17 protein-coding genes, 1 tRNA gene and 1 pseudogene are annotated in these 20940 nt (G+C 57.9%); 10 read left to right on the top strand and 9 right to left on the bottom strand.

Annotation, left to right across the window (positions count from 1 at the left end; all coding sequences use genetic code 11):
* The first annotated feature begins 187 nt into the window (after positions 1-187).
* Together V7665_RS08190 and V7665_RS08185 are read left to right on the top strand one after the other, a co-directional pair.
* On the top strand, positions 188-775 hold the full coding sequence (locus tag V7665_RS08190; protein WP_335664045.1) for a carboxymuconolactone decarboxylase family protein: 588 nt from the start codon (positions 188-190) through the stop codon (positions 773-775).
* An 11-nt stretch (positions 776-786) separates the two neighbouring features.
* Complete coding sequence (locus V7665_RS08185; protein WP_335664044.1) at positions 787-2052, top strand: cytochrome P450; 1266 nt, start codon at positions 787-789, stop codon at positions 2050-2052.
* Between the two features lie 233 nt (positions 2053-2285).
* Here V7665_RS08185 and V7665_RS08180 read toward each other — a convergent pair whose 3' ends face one another.
* The 4 genes from V7665_RS08180 to V7665_RS08165 all read right to left on the bottom strand — a co-directional run bounded on the left by V7665_RS08180 (position 2286) and on the right by V7665_RS08165 (position 4543).
* On the bottom strand, positions 2286-2846 hold the full coding sequence (locus tag V7665_RS08180) for a manganese efflux pump MntP (protein WP_335664043.1): 561 nt from the start codon (positions 2844-2846) through the stop codon (positions 2286-2288).
* 180 nt (positions 2847-3026) lie between these two features.
* Entirely contained in the window at positions 3027-3347 is a 321-nt protein-coding gene (locus V7665_RS08175; protein WP_335664042.1) for a DUF6481 family protein, read from the bottom strand.
* Between the two features lie 402 nt (positions 3348-3749).
* Positions 3750-3823 (bottom strand) — tRNA-Gln (locus V7665_RS08170).
* A gap of 57 nt (positions 3824-3880) precedes the next feature.
* Positions 3881-4543, bottom strand: coding sequence for an SOS response-associated peptidase (locus V7665_RS08165; protein ID WP_335664041.1), 663 nt, complete (start codon positions 4541-4543; stop codon positions 3881-3883).
* A gap of 113 nt (positions 4544-4656) precedes the next feature.
* On the opposite strand from V7665_RS08165, the gene V7665_RS08160 reads away from it, so the two are divergent.
* Both V7665_RS08160 and V7665_RS08155 read left to right on the top strand, forming a co-directional pair.
* The gene (locus V7665_RS08160) at positions 4657-5769 is read left to right on the top strand and encodes a Ppx/GppA phosphatase family protein (RefSeq protein WP_335664040.1); all 1113 of its coding nucleotides are present in this window, start codon (positions 4657-4659) and stop codon (positions 5767-5769) included.
* Entirely contained in the window at positions 5766-6440 is a 675-nt protein-coding gene (locus V7665_RS08155) for an RlmE family RNA methyltransferase (RefSeq protein ID WP_335664039.1), read from the top strand. Before V7665_RS08160 ends, V7665_RS08155 begins: the two co-directional genes overlap by 4 nt.
* On the opposite strand, the gene V7665_RS08150 is transcribed toward V7665_RS08155, so the two are convergent.
* The 3 genes from V7665_RS08150 to V7665_RS08140 all read right to left on the bottom strand — a co-directional run bounded on the left by V7665_RS08150 (position 6437) and on the right by V7665_RS08140 (position 11555).
* Entirely contained in the window at positions 6437-7222 is a 786-nt protein-coding gene (locus tag V7665_RS08150; protein ID WP_335664038.1) for a DsbA family protein, read from the bottom strand. The two genes, V7665_RS08155 and V7665_RS08150, sit on opposite strands and share 4 nt — an antisense overlap.
* 85 nt (positions 7223-7307) lie before the next feature.
* Positions 7308-8708: a M48 family metalloprotease gene (locus V7665_RS08145; RefSeq protein WP_442955198.1), complete on the bottom strand. Its 1401-nt coding sequence runs from the start codon at positions 8706-8708 to the stop codon at positions 7308-7310.
* 120 nt (positions 8709-8828) lie between these two features.
* A complete protein-coding gene (locus tag V7665_RS08140) occupies positions 8829-11555 on the bottom strand; it encodes an Rne/Rng family ribonuclease (RefSeq protein WP_335664037.1) in 2727 nt (908 codons plus the stop codon).
* Positions 11556-12076: 521 nt separating this feature from the next.
* Here V7665_RS08140 and V7665_RS08135 point away from each other — a divergent pair.
* The 5 genes from V7665_RS08135 to phoU all read left to right on the top strand — a co-directional run bounded on the left by V7665_RS08135 (position 12077) and on the right by phoU (position 18808).
* The gene (locus V7665_RS08135; protein WP_442955197.1) at positions 12077-13321 is read left to right on the top strand and encodes an N-acetylmuramoyl-L-alanine amidase; all 1245 of its coding nucleotides are present in this window, start codon (positions 12077-12079) and stop codon (positions 13319-13321) included.
* A gap of 109 nt (positions 13322-13430) precedes the next feature.
* The gene (locus tag V7665_RS08130; RefSeq protein ID WP_335664035.1) at positions 13431-15959 is read left to right on the top strand and encodes a penicillin-binding protein 1A; all 2529 of its coding nucleotides are present in this window, start codon (positions 13431-13433) and stop codon (positions 15957-15959) included.
* A gap of 21 nt (positions 15960-15980) precedes the next feature.
* Positions 15981-16604: a GNAT family N-acetyltransferase gene (locus V7665_RS08125; RefSeq protein WP_335664034.1), complete on the top strand. Its 624-nt coding sequence runs from the start codon at positions 15981-15983 to the stop codon at positions 16602-16604.
* Positions 16605-16747: 143 nt separating this feature from the next.
* Positions 16748-17794 (top strand): substrate-binding domain-containing protein, encoded by a 1047-nt coding sequence (locus V7665_RS08120; protein WP_442955196.1) that lies wholly within the window; start codon positions 16748-16750, stop codon positions 17792-17794.
* Positions 17795-18085: 291 nt separating this feature from the next.
* Positions 18086-18808, top strand: coding sequence for a phosphate signaling complex protein PhoU (gene phoU, locus V7665_RS08115; RefSeq protein WP_335664032.1), 723 nt, complete (start codon positions 18086-18088; stop codon positions 18806-18808).
* Positions 18809-18841: 33 nt separating this feature from the next.
* On the opposite strand, the gene V7665_RS08110 is transcribed toward phoU, so the two are convergent.
* Together V7665_RS08110 and V7665_RS08105 are read right to left on the bottom strand one after the other, a co-directional pair.
* Positions 18842-20224, bottom strand: coding sequence for an OprO/OprP family phosphate-selective porin (locus V7665_RS08110; RefSeq protein WP_335664031.1), 1383 nt, complete (start codon positions 20222-20224; stop codon positions 18842-18844).
* 216 nt (positions 20225-20440) lie between these two features.
* Positions 20441-20617, bottom strand: coding sequence for a hypothetical protein (locus V7665_RS08105; RefSeq protein ID WP_335664030.1), 177 nt, complete (start codon positions 20615-20617; stop codon positions 20441-20443).
* Between the two features lie 67 nt (positions 20618-20684).
* On the opposite strand from V7665_RS08105, the pseudogene V7665_RS08100 reads away from it, so the two are divergent.
* Positions 20685-20940, top strand: a pseudogene (locus V7665_RS08100) (site-specific DNA-methyltransferase); the annotation flags it as partial.

Here is a 20940-nt window from a genome sequence, read left to right as displayed (position 1 = left end):
AAATATAGATTGTCACCGGTCGGCTGTTGGGCGGGGGTTTCAACCTGACCAGATGGACATGGCCATCGGACCAAGATCATGCCGGCCGACATGCGCAAGGCCCAGGCTTCTCCAAATCGACAGTATGCGGTCAGCGAATAAGGCTTACCATGATCGCCACTGTCATTGACGGATTGGAGAGGATCGGATGAGCCGGATAGCAAAATTACCGCCGGAGGACTGGGATCCACGGATCAGGGACGCCGTGAACCCGGATGTCGCCACCGATCTGGAACAGGGGCTTGTCCGCTATTTTGCCCATTGCCCGGAACAGGCGCTTGGCCTGATGCAATTTGGCGGCGCGCTCAAGCGAGGCCGCAGTCTGCCGGAACGGCTGGTCGAACTGGTCCGGCTGCGCATCGCTTTCTTCAACCAGTGCCGCAGCTGCATGGCGATCCGCTATAGTGACGCGGTCAACGATGGGGTCGATGAAGGCGCGGTCTGCTCGCTGGAAAAGCCGCAGGAAGCCGATAATCTGAGCGCTGCTGAAAAAGCGGCGATCCATTATGGCGAGCTGATGGCCACCGATCATCTGGCGATTGACGATAAAGTCCATGCCGGCTTGCGCGAACATTTCAGCGAAGCACAAATTGTCGAACTGGGCATGACCTGTGCCTTTTTCGTCGGTTTCGGACGGCTGGCGGCGACCTTGCACATGGTCGATGAACTGCCCGAGGCGTTCCAGAAAGCCGAGAGCATTGCGCCATGGGGCGAAGAAAAAATCCAGGTGCGTTAGGGAGGAATGAAATGGCAACCAAGGTCGATATCAATCTGCTCGATGTGGCAACACAGCAATGCCCCTATGACGCCTACAAGGTGCTGCGTGATGAAGCGCCGGTCTATAAACAGCCGGGCACCGATATCTATGTCATCACCCGCTATGAAGACGTGCGCCAGGTTCTGCTCGACCCGGTCGCCTTCCCGAGCAGCCCGAAGAAATTTGCTGCATTCAACAAGACCGGCAGCAGCGAACGGCAACAGGTTGTGCAACAGCGTTTCGAGCAGAATGGCTGGCTTCCCGAACCGACCTTGTCGAGCCGCGATGATCCCAATCACAAGCAGATGCGGGCGATGTTCAACGAGGCCTTTAAACCCAGCAAGATCAAGACCATGGACCCGCTGGTGGAGACTTTGGCTTATGAACTGATCGACGGCTTTATCGAGGATGGCCAGTGCAATTGGGTCAGCCAGTTTGCCGTGCCCTTGCCGCTCTATATCATCGGCGAGCAAATGGGCGCGCCGCGCGAGGATATGTGGAAAATCAAGCGCTGGACCGATGCCTTCTTCCACCGGATATCGATGATGCTCGACGAGGAAGCCGAGCTGGAAATGGTCGACCGCGAGATTGAGGGGCAGCATTATTTCCATCCCGTATTCGAGCGGCTGCGCAAAAATCCTGACGACAGTCTGCTCAGCGAACTGGTCAATCGGGTGATCGAGGAATGGGGCAGGCCGCTCAACGACAATGAGCTGCACGCCGAGATGATGGCGGACACATTTGTCGGCGGCAGCGAGACCACGTCCAACGCTCTGGCCGGCGGCATAAGATTGCTGATCGAGAACAAGGATATCTGGCAGCAGCTGAAAAGCGATCCCGACAAATATATGAAGACCTTTGTCGAGGAAGTGGTGCGGCTGGAATCGCCGGTCCAGAGCCTGATGCGCTTCGCCGGGGAAGACGTCGAAATGCACGGTGTCACCATCCCCAGGGGCGCGCTGATCAACGTCCGCTATGCCGCCGCTAATCGCGACGAGAGCGTGTTTGAATGTCCGGAGAAAATCGATCTGGAACGCAAGCGGGCCGGCGCTCATATGGGCTTTGGCTCCGGGGTCCACCATTGCCTTGGCGCGCCGCTGGCCCGGCGCGAACTGATCTGGGGCTTTACCGCAGTGGTCGACCGGTTCGAGGACATGTGGTTCATCGAGGGCAAGAATGATTTTGCCATCCACCCGCATTTCCTGCTGCGCTCGCTGAAAGAGCTGCATATCGGCTTTACCCCGAAGGCAGGCTGATTGCGTTTGGCGCCGATGGGCAGGCGTTCCGCAGCACGGTAGCGATGAAAAATAATCGCTAGATAGTTGGAGAGATGTCCTGCTCAACGGTCTGCAATAAAGGAATTCACTCGATTTCTTGTGGAGATTTGGTCCTTATTTAACAGCGTCAGATTCCGCTATGAGCGCAAAATTGGAAAGGAATGCAGCGGGCATCGGCCTCCCTTTCCCGGAGCAAGGCAGTCATTGCCGCATCAAATCCCGAACAGCTGATGCTCAACGAATATTTTGATCCCAAGGCCAATCAGGATCATGCCACCCAGAAGCTCTGCCCATTTGCCAATTCTCGCGCCAACAAGGGCGCCAAGATACACGCCAGGGTAAGTCAGAACAGCGGTGGTCAAACCGATGACGCCGCAGGCCAGCAGGATTGGCACGCCAAAGCTTGGCAAGGTGATGCCGGCAACCGCAGCATCGATGCTGGTGGCAATCGCGACCATCAGCAGCGGCCATAGCGACAATTGCTTCATTGGCTCGTCCGCGTCGCGATCAAAGCCTTCCTTGATCATGTGCAGCCCAAGAATGCTCAAGAGAATGAGCGCGACCCAGTGGGCTGTCGTTGCCATGAACGGGGCAAAGGCGATCCCCAATGTCCAGCCCAACACAGGCATTATGGCCTGGGCCAGGCCAAAGGCGATACTCATCCTTAAAGCTGTGGAGCGGTTTGGGCGGCTTGCCGCACCCTGCGCGACAGCCGCTGCAAAGGCATCCATCGCCAGCCCCAAGGAGAGCAGAATGAGGGAGATTGCGATCATGCTGCCGCCTTGAGATCATTCGGGAGCGAACTGTCAGGCTTTGGCTTCGCAAGCGGAAGGGCTGCCATAGGATCGAGAGATCGGTGAATTAACTTTTCCAACCCAATTGCGGACATGCACAAAATTCTGCCGAAAACCTCGAGCGGCTCTGGCTCGCTTTTCCGGCTTGTTGCGTGCGCTCTATCTCTTGCGTTTTTTGCGCTGCGCGTAGCGCTCGTCACGGGCGGCCTTCTTCTCGGCTTCCGTAAGGCCAAGCGCGAGCTTCGGTCTTGCTTGCTCTTTCGCGGCTTTCCGCTCTGCCTTCAATTGCTCGAATGCCGCGCGTTTCTCCTCGCGTGCGATCGCCTGTTTTTGCTCACGCGCAAGCTGGGCTGCCTTGCGTTCAGCAAGGACTTCATCGCTGAGCGGAGGCTTTGCCTTCAGTTTTTTGAGGGCAGCGTCTTTGGCTTTGGCCGCCATTTGGGTGCGTTCTTGGAATGTTGGTTGTGAAAATGCCGGCATTTGAGTTTATTATTCCTTGATTGAGCGGTGGTGCTTAGGGATCGGTTAATTACCGAAAAGCGTGGCGATGCCTACAGTCTTTAGAGCGATCGGGCAATGTTTAAGCAACCGCACAGGATTATTGCGCTTGGCAGTTAAACCAGGCTCCACCGGAAAACCGCCGAACCGCAAGAACGGGGCGCGAAGCGGTTGGTCAACAATCATCGCGTTTGCGTCCAGGTCGCGTGGTCCATGCAGCCAAAGGCCGTCATCGCGTCTTCCTATCCGATCCATATCACATCGAGTTGTCGGGAATCGCGTGAACCTGTCGATATTCGGCAGGAAAGGGAATTGGCGGAAATGGGAAGTCAGAGATGCAATGCGCAATCATCTCTACAAGAAATTGAAATATATAGGAAAAATTGGATCCCCCGTGAGGATTCGAACCTCAATTAACGGAGTCAGAGTCCGTGGTATTACCATTATACGACAGGGGAGTGCCGGAGCGCGGCAATAGGCAGGGAGCGGGCCAGGGTCAAGCCTTTTGGTGACGACTAACCAGCAAATGGCTCGAGCAGTTCGGGCCCATTGTTGCGGTTATTGTTGACCAGGCTGGATATCCGGGTCGCTGTCAGGTCGCCCCGGTAGGTTTTTGCCAGATTTTCGGCCTCTCGCCAGCCGCTTTCCAGCCAGATGCTGATATCCGTTTTCTCCAATATGGCGGGCGCTCGGTCGTGGATGGATGCGAAGGAGGCCGGTGCCGCGGTGGTGATCACCGCATAGCTGTCGATGGCGAGACGGTCATTATGCGTCCACAGACCGGCGAGCAACATCGGTTGGTGATCGCTTCGCTCAACCTTATAGGGTGTTTTTGCCTGGCCGTTGCGCTGCCATTCGTAAAATCCGGAAACCATGATGATGCAGCGATTTTTCTCGAGCAACGGCCTGAATGATGGTTTCTCTGTTAGTGTCTCGGCGCGGGCGTTGATCATCCTGGCGGCAAATTTCAGGTCCCTGGCCCAGGACGGCACCAATCCCCAATGCATGAGTTCCAGCGACCTTCTGCCTTCACGGCTGAGGCACACCGGCACCTGCTGGGTCGGACAGATGTTATAATTGGGCTGGAAATTGCTATTGGGCGGGGGCTGGACGATTGCCAATATGTCCCGATATTCTGCCCAGCTCAGCTCTTCATGGCTGAATTTGCGTCCGCACATGATATATTCCGTTCATCTGGGTTCCCCGCCCTTGCGTCAAAGGCGCTGCGGCGTTATCTTAGAAGGTAAGTACCGGCGGTATTATCCGATCCGGAGAACATAAGAGTACGGTCATGGCGGATCAAGCATCCCCATCGCCGCAAGATGCACAAGGCGGATTATCCGCAAGGAAATCCCGCCCGAAACCTGCGGCGACACATAAAGGACAGAGTCGCGTTGCGCCTGCTGTCCATCCAGGCACCGGGCGCTGGCCCAAATTGCGCTCCTATGCAGCAATTGATCTGGGTACCAACAACTGCCGGTTGCTGGTAGCAAAACCGTCTTCGGACGGCTTCATTGTCACAGATGCCTTTTCGCGCGTTGTGCGGCTGGGCGAAGGTCTGGTCGAATCCGGGAAGATCAGTAGCCGGGCGATGGACAGAGCGGTTGCCGCCCTGTCGATCTGCGCCGACAAGTTGCGGCGTCGCAATGTGACGCTTGCCCGGTCGGTGGCTACCGAAGCCTGCCGGCGCGCCAGCAATGGCGACAAATTTATCGAACGGGTCCGGCGAGAAACCGGCATTGCGCTCGACGTGATCACGGCGGAAGAAGAAGCGCGCCTGGCAGTTCTCGGCTGTCATATTTTGCTCGAGCCGGGCGAAGGGCCTGCGCTTATTTTTGACATTGGCGGCGGTTCGACAGAGCTGGTGCTGGTCGACACAAGCGGTTCGGCGCCGGAAATTCTTGACTGGCAGAGCGCCCCCTGGGGTGTCGTTTCGTTGACCGAAAGCGAGAAATTTGATGGCGATGACCCGGTCGCGCGCAGCGAGGCCTTTGCCGCAATGCGGGCGCGAGTCACCGACAGTTTCGCCAGTTTCGCGGCGCGCTTGCCGCGGCTCGAACAATGCGACTACCGGTTGCTCGGCACGAGCGGTACGGTGACCACGCTGGCCAGCCTGCACCTGAAACTGCCGCAATATGATCGCAAAGTGATCGATGGTCTGATAGTTCCGACCGAATCGATGCGCGATATCAGCGCCATGCTGGCCCATGCTTCACCGGATGAGCGGGCGGCTATTCCGTGCATCGGCAAGGAACGCGCCGATCTGGTAGTCGGTGGTTGTGCGATCCTGGAGTCGATTCTCGATATCTGGCCTGCGACCCGGGTCGGGGTAGCCGATCGCGGCATCCGCGAAGGCATATTGCGCTCGCTGATGTCGGCCAACGAACGGCGGTCAGCGCGATGAGCCGGGGCAGATCAGGAACCAGACAGAAGGTCAAAACCGCCAAGGGTCGGAAGATTGGTTCGACCCGCTGGCTCGAACGGCAGCTCAACGATCCCTATGTCAAACAGGCCAGAGCGGAGGGCTATCGCTCGCGTGCGGCCTATAAATTGCTGGAACTGGACGAACGATTCAAACTGGTGCGTAACGCCAAGGCGGTGGTGGATCTTGGTATTGCCCCGGGTGGCTGGGCCCAGGTCATGCGCAAATTTGCGCCCAAGGCTGCGGTGGTCGGAATCGATCTGCTCGATGTCGACCCGATTGACGGGGTCACCATTTTCAAGATGGACTTCATGGATGACGCGGCGCCGGACATGTTGATCGAAGCGCTCGGCAGTGCACCGGATCTGGTGCTGTCCGACATGGCTGCCAATACGGTTGGCCATCAGCAGACCGACCATTTGCGGACAATGGGACTGGTCGAGGCCGGTGCCTATTTTGCGGTCGAAAATCTGCAGGAGGGTGGCGCTTTTGTCGCCAAGGTGCTGGCCGGCGGAACCGACAATGATCTGCTTACCCTGCTCAAGAAGCATTTTACCGTGGTCAAACATGCCAAGCCGCCAGCCAGCCGCAAGGGCTCGTCTGAATGGTATGTGATTGCCCAGGGGTTCAAGGGCAGGGCGGACAGCGCCTAGTTGGCGGCGCGCGCCTTTGCGACCATTTCCTTCAGACCGTCATAGCCGACTGCGCCGACTTCGGACTGATTGCCGACCACCCAGGCAGGCGTGCCAGTGAAGCGCATTTGCTGAGCGATTGCGATATTATTCTGGATTTCCTTTTTGGCTTCGGGCGAGGCGATAAAGGTGCGCGCGGCGGCCATGTCGAGACCGACTTCCCTGGCGGCAGCCTCGATCGTCGACGGGGTCGGCCGACCCGTGGCGAACATGGTTTTGTGAAACGCGTAATATTTGCCCTGTTTGGCCGCTGCCAGCGCCATCAACGCGGCGTCATTGCTGGCCTCGCTGAGGATCGGCAACTCGCGGAACACGACTTTCACATTCTTGTCTTCGGCAATCAGCTTGGCGACATCCCGCTCGGTCTGCTTGCAATAGGGGCAGTTGAAATCGGAATATTCGACGACAATCACATCCCCATTGGGATTTCCGGCAAAAGCGTTTCCGGCAAACGGTTTTTCGATCTGCGCCCGCACATTATCGATGGCGCTAGCCTTCTGACGGTTTTGCAATAGCTCTACCGCTTCCGGAATGATCTCGGGGTTTTTCAGGATATAGTCGCGCACAATCGCCTCAATGGCTTTTTGTTCCTGTGCGTCAATGCCTGCCGCCAGCGCCGCTTCGCTGGCTGCTTCGGTTGAGGAGGTGCTACCGGCTTGCCAGAACCAAACGCTCAATGCTGCCGCTATGGCCAGTCCGCCACCCGCCATAATCATCCACTTTCTATCTATCTTGTCATCCACAATCGGGTTCTTTCCTTGAACGACGGCATTGGCCATGGCCGCTCGGCTTGTCCAGCCAAAATGGCTCGGGCAAGCGCATCACGGCTTAGCGACGACGGCTATTTTTTTCAAATTCGGCCTTGGCGATGAAGGAAATGTCCTGCGCGCGGATCCAGTCAGGCGTGTTTTCCGCGATGCCGGCCATGGCGATTTGTGAGCTGCGGATGGCACCGGCGTAATTTTGTTCCAGCAAAGAGCTTTCCGCCGTTGCCAGTTGCGCGCGAGCGATATCGCCCTGCTGCGAATAGACCACGCCTAGCTGGTACCAGGCGAAGGGGTTGCGATTGTCCTTGTTGACGGCGGCTTTCAGGACCTGTGTCGCCTCGTCCAGATATTGCGGATCTTCGGTGGCGATCAGGGCGTGGCCGAACAGGCTGGCGATCAACGGCTGATTGTTGGTCAGCTGAACCGCCTTGCGCAGCGATTGCAGGGCTTCGTCGGGTTTGCCCGATTCCAGCAATATCTGGCCTTGCAGCTCCAGAAAATAAGGGTCGTCCGGTGCGGTCTGGAGCAGTTTGTTGGCTTCGTAAAGCGCCCGGTCCGGATAGGCGCTCTTGTGCCAGGCATAGGCCCGAGCATAGCGGGCAGGGATCGACTGGTCGCTTTCAGGAAATTTGCGCAAGGTCACGGCAGGGTCTGCGGTATAGCCAAGCAGCTTGGCCTTGACCCGCTGGAACCGGGCTTCGATTGCCGGATCGGATGGCGTGTCCCAGGCGGGATCCTTTTGATAGACATCCCTGAGCAGGCTTACCCGTTCTCCCGATAGCGGATGGGTTCGCCCGTAGCTGTCCTCCTGCGGAATGCCGAGCCGGAATTCATAATTTTGCAGCTTCTTGAAAAAGTCGATCGAACCTTTGCCGGTTATGCCGGCTGCGCCAAGATAGCGAGCGCCGGCGGAATCGGCTGATCGTTCCTGCACCCGGCTGAAGGCCAGAAACTTGCCCATCGCGGCTTGCTGACCCGCGGCCAATATGCCCATGCCGGCGTCACCGGCTCCGGCGGCAATGGCCGCAGCGCCAAGGACCAGACTGAGAATGGTGATGCCGGTCGCTGTTTTTACACCTTCGTCAAAGCGGATGATATGTCCGCCGGTAATATGCCCCAGTTCATGGGCCATGACGCCTTGCACTTCATTGGCGCTATCTGCGGTTTCGATGAGACCGGAATAGAAATAAATCCGCTGACCACCGGCGACAAAGGCGTTGATCTGATGATCGTTGATCAGGACGACCTCGACCTCTTTGGCATCCAGTTCGGATACCGCCACCAGTGGCGCCACCATGTCGCTGAACAGGGCTTCTGTTTCCGCATCGCGCAATATCGACTGGGCGGCAACGGGTTGCACGACGATCGAAACCATCGCCAGAAATGCCACCATGAAACGGGTCAGCCGGCCTGCGCCAGGCAGGCCGTTGCGGGAAAATGAAACAGCAAGAAAATTGCGCATGAAATTCCTCAGCATGAAAGTCCGGTTTAAGCCCTTCCCCCTGACATCACCTGTCTGAACCGCGGATGAAACCTGCACCGTTCCCGTCCAAAAATTGGAGCGGGAACGGTGTCTGTTCAGTTATCCGAAGGTGCGTTGCCACCAACCCTGGCGGGTTGATCCGTCGCTCGACTCGGAGGCGTCGCTGTCGGATGATTTGGCGACAGCGTCATCTTTAGGCTTTGCGGTTGCTCTCGGTTTCCGCGGTTTGGCAGGCGCCTTTTCTTTGGTTTCTTTAACGTCCTTGGCAGCTTTCGGCGCTTCCGGTGTGGCTGTGTCAGACGCCTCGACGCTGTCGGCCTTCTTCGCCCGCGACCTCGGCGCCCGTTTTACCGGTGGCTTTTTATCAACACTTGCGTCAGCGGGGCCGCCAGTGGCTTCAGCCGCCGGTGTGGCCGCCGTTGCCTTGGCTTTGCGCGGTGCGCGGCGCCGTTTCGGCTTTTCTTCAGCCGCTTCGGCGTCCGGTTGCGTGTCTACCGCTGGCTGCTCAGCGGGGGCTTCGCTTTTGGCAGAGCGGCGTCTTCCACGCGGCTTGGCCTCGGCTTTTTCATCACCGCCGGTTTCGACTGCTGCATCGGGTGCCATGTCGGCCTTGCGGGTGCTGTTGCGGCGCGGGCGTGACTGCGGCTTCTCTGGCTTGTCGCCGGCATCCGTATCATTCGGCTGCGCAGCTGCTTCGCCAGTGTTTTCGCCATTATTCTCGCCACCGGTTTCACCAGTGCCGGATTCCGGACGGTCACCACCGCGGTTGCGTCTGCCCCGCCGACGCCGTTTGCGCTTGGGCCGTTCACCACCGTCTTCCCGGTCAACGCGTTCGCCACGTTCTGCGCGGTCTCCACGTTCGGCACGGTCTCCACGGTCTTCCCGCTCTTCCGCTTCGACGATTTCCGCTTCTTCGACATGATCATCTTCGTCATCATCATCATCGATGATGGGTTCGAATTTGGGCATGTTTTTCGGCGGGCTGCCTGAAGTCTGGATATCCATCCGGGCGCCTTCGGTTTCGCCATCCGGCACGATTTCGATCGAGACGCCATAACGTTGCTCGATATCCTCGATTTCGTGACGCTTGCTGTTCAACACGTAAATGCAGGCTTCCTGGCTCGTGCGCAGACTGATCATGCTGGCCTTGCCCTTGGCGGCTTCTTCTTCCAGCAGACGAAGCGCTGACAGGGCAGAGGAGGATGCCGTCCGGACCAGTCCGGTGCCTTCGCAATGCGGACAGACTTTGGTCGAGGCTTCGAGCACACCGGTGCGCAGGCGCTGGCGGCTCATTTCCATCAGACCAAAGCTGGAGATCCGACCGACCTGGATGCGCGCACGATCGTTTTTCAGTGCATCGCGCATCGCCCGTTCGACTTTGCGGACATTGCCGCTGCGGTCCATGTCGATAAAATCGATCACCACCAGCCCGGCCATATCGCGCAATCGCAATTGCCGTGCGATTTCCGCAGCCGCTTCCATATTGGTCTTGACCGCGGTCGCCTCAATCCCGTGTTCGCGGGTTGAACGTCCGGAGTTGATATCGATCGACACCAGCGCCTCGGTCGGGTTGATCACCAGATAGCCACCGGATTTCAGCTGAACTTCCGGCGAATACATTGCCGAAAGCTGATCCTCGACGCCATAGCGCTGGAACAGGGAGACCGGATCGGCATAGCTCTTCACCCGCTTGCTGTGGCTCGGCATCAGCAGCTTCATGAAGTTTCTCGCCGCCGTATAGCCATTGGCCCCTTCGACCAGAACTTCCTCAATCTCTCGATTGTAAATGTCACGGATGGCGCGTTTGACCAGGTCGCTGTCGCTGTGGATCAGGCTCGGTGCCGTCGCGCTCAGGGTTTTCTCGCGGATTTCGTCCCACAGTCGAGCGAGATAGTCGAAATCGCGTTTGATTTCCGGCTTGGTCCGGGAAAGTCCGGCGGTGCGGACGATACAGCCCATGCTGGTCGGCAGACTCAGGTCAGCGATGATCGATTTCAGCCGCTTGCGATCGCCAGCATTGTTGATCTTTCGGCTGATGCCGCCGCCGTGGGAGGTGTTGGGCATCAGCACGCAATAGCGGCCGGCCAGGCTGAGGTAGGTGGTTAGCGCAGCGCCCTTGTTGCCGCGTTCTTCCTTGACGACCTGGACCAGCACAACCTGCCGCCGCTGGATAACATCCTGAATCTTGTAGCGTTTGCGCAGGGCCATGCGTTTCTGACGCGCCTGGTCGCTGGCTTTGGGCATGCTGCCTTTGCCGCGGCCCTTGGTGCGGCCACCGCGTCCGCGACGGCCTCCGCTCTTGCCCTGGCCATCGCCATTTTCTTCCGATGAATCGGATTCGTCATCATCATCATCGTCGTCATCATTATCTTCTAGTGGCATTTCGCCTTCGGTAACATCGATCGTGTCGACGCTTTCATCCTGGTCGACTTCCACCAGCGCAGTATCGAGTTCTTCGGTGGCTTCGCTGCGCACCATGTCGGCGGGCGAATCGTCTTCTTCCTCTTCCTGGGCACGCAAGGCGGCTTCTTCCGCCGCATGCTCGGCTTCTTCAGCCAGCAACCTTTCGCGATCCTCTCTGGGAATCTGATAATAGTCGGGATGGATTTCGGAAAAGGCAAGAAATCCGTGGCGGTTGCCACCATAGTCTACAAAAGCAGCCTGCAGCGACGGTTCGACGCGGGTAACTTTCGCTAGATAGATATTGCCTTTGAGCTGTTTATGCTCGGAAGATTCAAAATCGAATTCCTCAATCTTGTTCCCTTTTACGACAGCCACCCGGGTTTCTTCCTGGTGGCGCGCGTCGATTAGCATGCGCGTAGTCATTCAATAGTCTCCTGGCATGGTGCGACGGATCAGAGCCCGGCGGGTCCATGCGATATAATAGGGATGACGTTTCTGTGCGCGCGTTCCTTTGATAAGGGGCGGGCGGCGTCATCCGGTTGATTTCAAATATTTCAGATAAAAATGTGTCTGCAACAACCACATGGCTCTGGCCGTTAGCCAAAGTCTTTCCGCCCAAGGAAGCGCCTCCTCTATGGAGAGCTTCAAAGCCGGAGATGTCATGCCTCATGTTGCGTCAACCTGGTAGATGCCGAATGATTTTCGGCATTTAGAAGAACCACTCCGGGATTGTTCCCGAAAGGTTCAGACAGCTGCTAGCACCGCTCGCGCTGATCGGCAACACAAACTGTGATCAAGCGGAATCATATCGGGCAATCGGGGGGCGCACAAATTCGTCCCTAACGCTCCATTAACCGTGTCATTTTACGGCACCTTACGAAAGTATCCCTAGTCGCTTCTTTACTCCGTCTTAACGGATGAATTAATTCAGGAAGCCGCAATCTATGAAAATTGACTGGACCAAAGAGTGCCGCAGGATGCATAAGCAGACGATGGCATTTGCTACTATTCTGGTTTCGGCACTTCTGACGATCAATCCTGCTCAGGCAGGGTCGGTCAGCCGGATCGAAGCCAGTGGTTCACAGATCACAATTGCATTTGACGACCTTGTTGAAGGCGTGTCAACCTTTTCCTTGATCGGTCCGGACCGCATTGCCGTAGATGTGCGGGGCGGCACGGCCGGGCGGGGCGGCTATGCCAACGGTATCGTCAAGGCTGTGCGCCAGGGGCAATATAATCCCAACACCGCCCGGATCGTTTTCGATCTGGATCGCCCGGCGGTGATCACAGATGGCAGTTTTTCGGATGATGGCAAAAGTCTCAAGCTGAGCCTGCAATCGGTCGGCCAGAATCAGATCGCTAGCGGACGGCAGTCGTTTCTGCCGCCGCTGAAATTTCGCGCCGAACCACCGAGGAAAAGCTATAGTGTCAAGGTACCCCTAGGCAAACCGCAGGATTCTGTCCGCTTGCCGAAAATATATGGACCGAATGATCCGAGCAGGCCGCTGGTGGTCATTGATGCCGGTCATGGCGGCCACGACCCGGGGGCTATTTCTCCTCATGGTGACGCGCGCGAAAAAAACGTGACTCTGGCAATTGCGCGGGCAATTCGCGACCGGCTGGTCGCGGGTGGCCGGGTCCGGGTAGCGCTGACCCGGGATAGCGACGAGTTTTTGGTATTGGAAGAACGCTACGGTATTGCGCGCCGGCTCGACGCGGACCTGTTCATGTCGATCCATGCCGATGCGGCGGGCAACGAGTTGGCTTCCGGCGCCACTGTCTACACTTTGTCCGAAGTCGCTTCCGACCGCGAAGCTGCCAAACTGGCGGCGCGCGAAAACAAGGCCAATATCATCAATGGCATCAATCTTGGCGGCGCGACGCGCGACGTTTCGTCGATCCTGATCGACCTGACCCAGCGTGAAACCATGAATGTCTCAGCGGATTTTGCCAAATTGCTCCATCGCGAAAGCAGCCGGGAAATGACGTTTCGGAAAATTCCGCACCGCTATGCATCATTCGTCGTGCTCAAGGCACCCGATACGCCGTCGGTATTGTTTGAAACCGGCTATCTGACCAACAAGGATGATGTGGCCTTCCTGAATTCCCGTCAGGGCCGGACCAAGGTTGCTGCCGGTGTTGCGAGCGCAATCGAGTCGCATTTCGCCCGGAAACTTGCGATGCGCTAGAAAAACATGGCCGGGTAAGAACATCCGGTTGTCGCTTGTCGAGGCGGCGCGCGTTTTTCATCGATAATCGCTGGAAAATGGATGCGAGCCGGTTTAGATAGCCCAGCCTATGGTAAATGATGCGTCTGATACGGCTGGAGAAAGTCTCGCCTACAAACTGGAACGAAGCACAGGCAGCTTTTTCGAGCGGATCGAGAGATTCTGGCAGAAAAAATGGTTTCGGCTGCTCGTGGCATTCCTGGCGCTATGCGTCTTCGGCTGGTTCCTCATCTGGTTGATCTTTGCCCGGGACTTGCCTGATGCCAGGGCGCTTCAGACTTATGAACCACCATTGCCGACGATGGTGCGCGCCTATGATGGCGAGCCGGTGCACAGCTATGCTCGCGAACGGCGCGTGCAGCTGGAATATTCGGAATATCCGGCGCTGCTGGTGCGCGCCTATCTGGCCGCTGAAGATCGCACCTTTTTTGAACATGGTGGACTGGACTATCCCGGCATCGCGACCGCGATTCTTACCAATATTAGCAACAGCGGCCGGCCGGTCGGCGCCTCTACCATCACGCAGCAGGTGGCAAAAAACCTGCTGCTGAGCAGTGAGGTGTCCTATCGCCGGAAAGTGCGCGAAGCGATTCTGGCTTACCGGATAGAGGATGTGCTGACCAAGGAAGAGATTCTCGAACTCTATCTCAACCAGATATTCCTCGGTCGCAATGCCTATGGCGTGCAAGCCGCTGCCCAGGCCTATTTTGGCAAGGATGTCGATGCGCTCGCCCTGCACGAGATCGCCTATCTGGCGATTCTGCCCAAAGGGCCGTCCAACTATCGTCCCGAAGTACACGAACAGCGTGCGATTAGTCGGCGTAACTGGGTATTGGGCGAGATGCGCGACAATGGCTGGATCACCGCGACTCAGTTTCAGAATGCCTCTGCACAGCCGCTCGGCGCCATCTCCGGTGGCGGGGTCCGGTTCGAGCGGGTCGGCGGCTATTTTATCGAGGAAGTGCGGCGTCAGCTGATCGAGCAATTTGGCGAGAACGAGAAGGCGGGCCCCTATAGCGTCTATTCCGGCGGCCTGTGGGTGCGCACGTCGCTGAACCCGGAACTGCAGGAATATACCAAGGATGCCCTGCGCGGCGGTTTGCTGCGCTATAGCAGCGGCAAGGGCTGGAGCGGTCCGATCAACAAGATCGAGATGGATGACCAATGGGCCCAGCGCCTTTCCTCCACATTCATCGGTACAGATTATGCCAACTGGCAGATCGCCGTTGCCATCCGGCCTACTGGCGGCGGTGCGGAAATCGGTTTTTCGGATGGTACCACCGGCCAGATAGCATCCGTTCCCGATGCTTTGAAAGCCGGTGATATCATCGCCGTCAGCCCATTGGGTGGTAGCCGCTACCGGCTCGAAAATGTGCCCGAAGTCTCTGGCGGAATGGTCGTGCAAAATCCCCGAAATGGTCGCATTTGGGCCATGCAGGGCGGGTTTGACGACCGGATGAGTTCGTTCAATCGGGCAACGCAGGCGGAGCGCCAGCCGGGTTCGACGATCAAGCCGTTCGTCTATGCCACCGCGCTGGAACAAGGCATGACACCCGCGACACTGATCGAAGATGCCCCGTTTTGCGTCTATCAATCTGCGTCTCTGGGGCGGAAATGTTTCCAGAATTTCGGCAATTCGCGCGGCGCCGGCCAGCAGACGCTGCGCTGGGGTGTTGAGCAATCGCGCAATCTGATGACCGTGCGTGCGGCCAATGACGCCGGCATGGAAAATGTCGTCAAGACGATCAAGACCATGGGGATTGGTGACTATAAGCCTTATCTGGCCTTTGCGCTGGGCGCCGGCGATACCACGGTGATGAAGCTGACCAATGCCTATTCGATGCTCGCCAATCACGGGCGCGAACTGACACCCACGGTGATTGACTTTGTTCAGGACCGCAAGGGCAAGGTGATTTTCCGTTCCGACAAGCGGATCTGTGAAGATTGCAACTTGCGCGACTGGGACGGAGAGCCAATGCCGCGTCCGCGTTCATCCGGCAAACAGCTGATGGATCCGATGACCGCTTATCAGATGATCGACATCATGCAGGGCGTGATCACGCGCGGCACGGCGCAAAATCTGAGAAGTCTCGACCGGCCCCTGTTCGGCAAGACCGGCACGACCAGTGGTCCGACCAACGTCTGGTTCGTCGGTGGCTCACCCGACATGGTGGCAGGCGTCTATCTGGGCTTTGATCAGCCACGCGCGATGGGCGGCTATGCCCAGGGCGGCACGCTGGCCGCGCCAGTCTTCCGGCGCTTTGCCGAGCGGGCTATGGCGGGCATGCCGAAAACGCCATTTGTCGCGCCGAAAGGCGTGCGGATGGTGCGCGTGGATCGTAGAACCGGCAAGCGAGTCTTCGGCGGATGGCCGACTGATGACCCTAAATCGGCTGTCATCTGGGATGTATTCAAGCCCGAAACCGAACCCCGCCGCTCGATTCGCCAGGACGAACTGTTGGCCCGGCTGGAAGCCCGCAAGGCGCAGCTGATCGCGGAACGGGCCGCGGCGCAGGCCCGGGCTCTGGAAGCCAGTCGCAATCGCGGTCCGGCGCAAAATGACGATGAATTTTTGCAGGCCGAAGGTGGTATTTATTAGCGACCTCCGGCTTTGGCACCGATGCTGAAAGCATCGGACATTGTGCCCGCGCCGGGCATCCACAGCGTCGGGACCGAGAGCGTCACGGCACTTGCCCAGATTACCGCCGATGCCTTTCGCGATGATCCGTTCAATCGCTGGCTGTTCGGCGGCTTTGAACCGATGCAGCGGACCTTTGCCAATCTGGCGCGGCATATCTACGCACCCAATGGTTTCTGTCAGATTTTGAGCGAGGACGGCGAAGGCCGCGCCGCGACCATGTGGCTGATGCCCGGAGACAAGCCCGATGCGACTGCCATCGGAATGCTGAAAACCTATGTGGGTCTTTTTGCCAGCGGCGGCTGGGGTGCGCTGATGCGCGGCAAGGCGGCGGGCGACGCGATGGCAAGACATCATCCTGCCGAGCCGCACGCCTATCTGTTCACTGTCGGAGTCGCCAGCGCCGGTCGGGGCAGGGGCCTTGGCCGGCGGTTGATCGAGCCGGTTCTGGACGCCTGTGACCGCAGCGGTACCATGGCCTATCTCGAAAATAGCAATCCGGCGAACCAGCGCTTTTATGCCAGCCTCGGTTTTGAGCGGGTGGAATTATTTCACGCAGCGCCGGAAAGCCCGCCGCTTGAAGCGATGCAGAGACTGCCGCGCTAGCGGGTCCGGACCACCATCCGACGTCTGCAATAATAGTGAAATATATTTGTAATCCAACGGTCATTGAGCGGGGGTAGATGGCATATTCGAAAGGTCGCACCGAGATTTCAGTGCGGAAACAACCTTGGACAAGGAAATTTTTGATGAAAACCAAATTTGCAATAATCGCAATGGCCACGCTGGCTTTGGCGGGCTGTGAAAATCAGGCCGGCGGCGGCGGTGGCGGCGGCAGCCGCGACCAGATCCGGATTGTCGGATCCTCAACCGTATTCCCATTCGCGAAGGCCGTATCGGAATATTTCGTCAGCTCCGGCAGCTACAAGGCTCCCGTGCTGGAATCGACCGGTACCGGTGCCGGCATGAGCCTGTTCTGTTCAGGAGTCGGCGCGGATACGCCCGATATTGAAAATGCCTCGCGCCGGATGAAAGCCTCCGAATTTGAATTGTGCCAGAAAAATGGTGTCACCGACATCGTCGAAATCAATATCGGCATCGACGGTATTGCGGTGGCGCAATCCAAGGATGGTCCAGGCTTTGCCCTGACCCCCGAGCAGATTTACAAGGCGATTGCCGCCAAGCCGTTTGGCAAGGAAAATACCACCAAGAACTGGTCGGATATTGACGCCTCGCTGCCATCCATGCCGATCAGCGTCTATGGCCCGCCATCGACATCGGGCACGCGCGATGCGCTGACCGAGCTGATCATGGAAGTCGGTTGCAAAACCGATCCGACGACCAAGGCGCTCAAGGACAGCAACAAGGATGAATATGAACTCATCTGTCATGAAATTCGTACCGACGGCCCTTATCTGGACGCCGGCGAGAATGACAATCTGATCGTGCAGAAGCTGAAATCCAACCCCAATGCGGTCGGTATCTTCGGCTACAGCTTTCTTGAAGAAAATCTCGACACGGTCCGTGGCATCACCATTTCCGGTGTCGAACCGGCTTATGACGCCATCGCATCTGGTAAATATCCAGGCGCGCGGCCGCTGTATATCTACGTGAAAAAGCAGCATGTCGGCGTGATCCCGGGTATCCAGGAATTTGTCACGGAATTTGTCAACGCCGGTACCCGCGATGGCTATCTGGTCAAGGCCGGCCTGATCGCTTCACCGGATGCGACCCGGGCATCGATGGTCGAAGCGGCGAAAAACCTGCCATTGCTGACCAAGGACGTCTTGAAATAGGCAATTCTCAATTGTCTGATCTGAAAAGGGATCATCGCCTGAACTAGACAAGTCTGGGCAAGATCTTCGGGGGCTGTTGGCAACAACGGCCCCCTTTTTCATGCCCGCAATATTGCCGGGGAAGCGCGCGCCGGATGCGGCGAGGCGTCGGCTTGCCGAAGCGCTGATCGGGTCCGTCCGGCGGCGTCATGCGCTTCATTGCGAACAGCGGCAAAATGCTGCTCATGCAAATCAATTGCTTTTTATATGACATTTTTGTTACAATAGCGGAAATCGTAACAAGGAACGCTAATGAATATCAGTGCCGCCCAGCATACCGTGACCGCCTTTGACGCGGAAATTCTCGATCTCCGGGAGATGGTGCTGGAGATGGGGAAAAAGAGCACCGGCGCGATCACCCGGGCCATCGAGGCGCTCGAGCGCAATGATCTGGAACTGGCCAGTTCGGTCGTCGCCGACGACCGCGAGATTGACGAGCTGGAGCGGCGGATCGATGCCCTGTCGATCCAGACGATCGCGTTGCGCGCGCCAATGGCGGACGATCTGCGCCACCTGATTGCGACGTTCAAGATTTCCAGCATTGCCGAACGAATTGGTGATTATGCCAAGAATATCGCCAAACGGGTGCCGCTGGTCGCGGAATCCAGCCGCAAGATCGAACCGGCGGCCTTGCTGCCGTCGATGGCCAATATCGCCGCCGAGTTGGTCCGGGATTCGTTCAAGGCTTATGCCGATGGCGACGTTGATCTGGCTGTGTCGGTATCGGCCAGAGATCAGACGCTGGACAATTTCTACACCAGCATCTTTCGCGCGATCATCACCTATATGGTGGAAAACCCGGCCTATATCACCGAATCCGCGCATCTGCTGTTCATCGCAAAAAATCTCGAGCGAATTGGCGACCACGCCACCAATATCGCCGAGCTGAGCTATTTTGCCGAAACCGGCCGCCAGCTGCCGGAGCGCACCAAGGGTGACGATGTCGGCACGATCTGGGCCGACCAGCAGCAATAGCCTTGGCTGAAAGCTGCTGATCGGCGCTCAGGTTCAGAAGCTGATCTGGAAACGTCCGGCAAAGGCGTCGACATTATAATTGCCACTGCCTGCGGCGAGGATCCGCGCATTGCTATAGTCGAGCTTGGAATAGGATAGCAGGAAGCGGACATAGTCGATCGGGGTCCAGATCAGTGACGCCTGATAGGCGTCCTGGGTGCCGCCGGTAAAGCCGGCATCGACCAGATCGAGCCGGTCATAGCGCACATTGACCTGCCACGCGCCCATGCCGCCCTTGCCGACCGGATTGGAAACCTTGACGCCCTTGAACACGCCTTCCTTATACTCGCGCGTGTCGTCGGTCAGGAAGAAGCCGGCTTCGACCGAGCCACCGAAAAAGGTCGGATCGGTGAGGTTGCCGGTGCGGTTCAAATTGAGCCAGTGGCCCTCTGCCGCGGCATGGAAACGGCCGGCGATCACCGCCGCCTCGAGGCCATAGCTGGTCTCGGACTGGGCATCGCTGATCGTGCCGGTGTCGATGAAGCGCGTGTCGGTGAAATGCACCGCTGGCCGCTGACGATAGCGGGCCGAACTCATCGCGTCGCCGAGGTCGCTATAATGGTAGGACGCCCCGAAATGGGTCTGGACATCGCCGAATTTCGGCATCGCCACGGCGCGCAGGTCAAATCCGACGCTATTATTCTCGTCATTGTTCAGGTCACCGATATTGTCGGTAAACACACCGGCCTGGAACAACAGGTCCGACACGGCATATTGCGCCGAAAGCCCGACCTTCCGCTGGAAACCGAACGCGTCGGTAAAGGCCGCGCGTTCCATGAAGCTGGTGTCGTTGCTGCTCGACAATTCCTCGAGACTCTGGAAATTATTATGCTGGCCCGCCGTCATCGTCAGCCCGCCGTTTTCATAAGTGAAATAGGCGTCGGTCAGGTCAACTTCATTGCCGGCGAAATCCGCTTCCAGCTTGTAACCAAAGCCACCCGGCATCGATCCCGAAACACCCAGCCGGATCCGCCGGGCTTCATTGGCAAAGCCGAGACCGGCATCGGTGATGCTGTCCGGGGCGTTGACCGTACCAACATCATAGAGCATGCGGCCGCGCGGCTTGAAGCTCCAGCCATCGTCGCCCTTGAATTCGGGCGCGCCTTTCCAGGCGACCTTGACCGGCTTTTGCTGTTCGATCTTTTCCTCGGTCGCGGCAATTTTTGCTTCGGTCGCGGCGATCGCGCTGGTCGAGGCTTGCTGGCTCTGCTGGACGTTGCCGAGCTGCGACTTCAGATCGGCGACTTCGCGCTCGAGCTGGTTCAGCTTGCTCAGCAGCGCCGCTGCCTGTTCGTCGGTAATCGGTACTGCCATCGCCGATGCGGGATAGAGAGCAATTGCTGCGGTACCGGCCAGCAGGCCAATTGTCTTGAGCATATGGTGTTTCATAAAATCGCCTGTCTGTTGCGTTTGCGTTGCATGTTGATGAGCGCATTATGACCAGAGCGTTGCTCTTTCATGGCATATTTATTTCACGTTTGTGACAGGGTGCGGGAGGGGTGGTGCCGGGGGAGGGCGCTGGCGCAGCGCGATGAGCGGCGGCGCGGGGCGATGGTGAAGGGGGGCCGTGAAGGGAGGCAGTGCGGTGCGGCCTCAACCGGCAGCAGGCAGTCTGCGCTTGCCCCTGGTGCGGCTGGTCAGATGATAGTGAAAGCAGCGATCACAAAGATAGGGGCGGAGAACGATGGTCGCGGTCTGTGCGAAGCTTATAGCGTCCGCCTCGCTGGGAAAGCGCTTTTTCTTGCGGCAGATGGCGAGGCGGGTGCGCATGGGGTGGATTTAGCGGCTTGCGGGGAGGTGGGCAAGGCGGCATGTAGGCCGTCACTGATTTGGAGTAATGATTTTGCCGACGTTGCATTGGTTGACCAAAGAAGAAGATTTGAAGGCGGCGGGTGAAGCGCCCTACCGCCTGCTGGAGGCTGATCCGGAGCTATCCTATGGTGATGTCGAGAGCGGCAATATGCTCATTCAGGGCGACAATCTCGACGCGCTCAAGGCGTTACTGCCATATTACGCTGGTCAAGTGAAATGCATCTTTATTGATCCACCCTACAACACCGGTTCCGCTTTTGCTCAATATGATGACAATGTTG

It is taken from the genome of Parasphingorhabdus sp., from assembly GCF_036964675.1.
Taxonomy (GTDB): domain Bacteria; phylum Pseudomonadota; class Alphaproteobacteria; order Sphingomonadales; family Sphingomonadaceae; genus Parasphingorhabdus.
The sequence above is the reverse complement of the archived record's forward strand: the minus strand, read 5'-3'. Positions and strand labels throughout refer to the sequence as shown.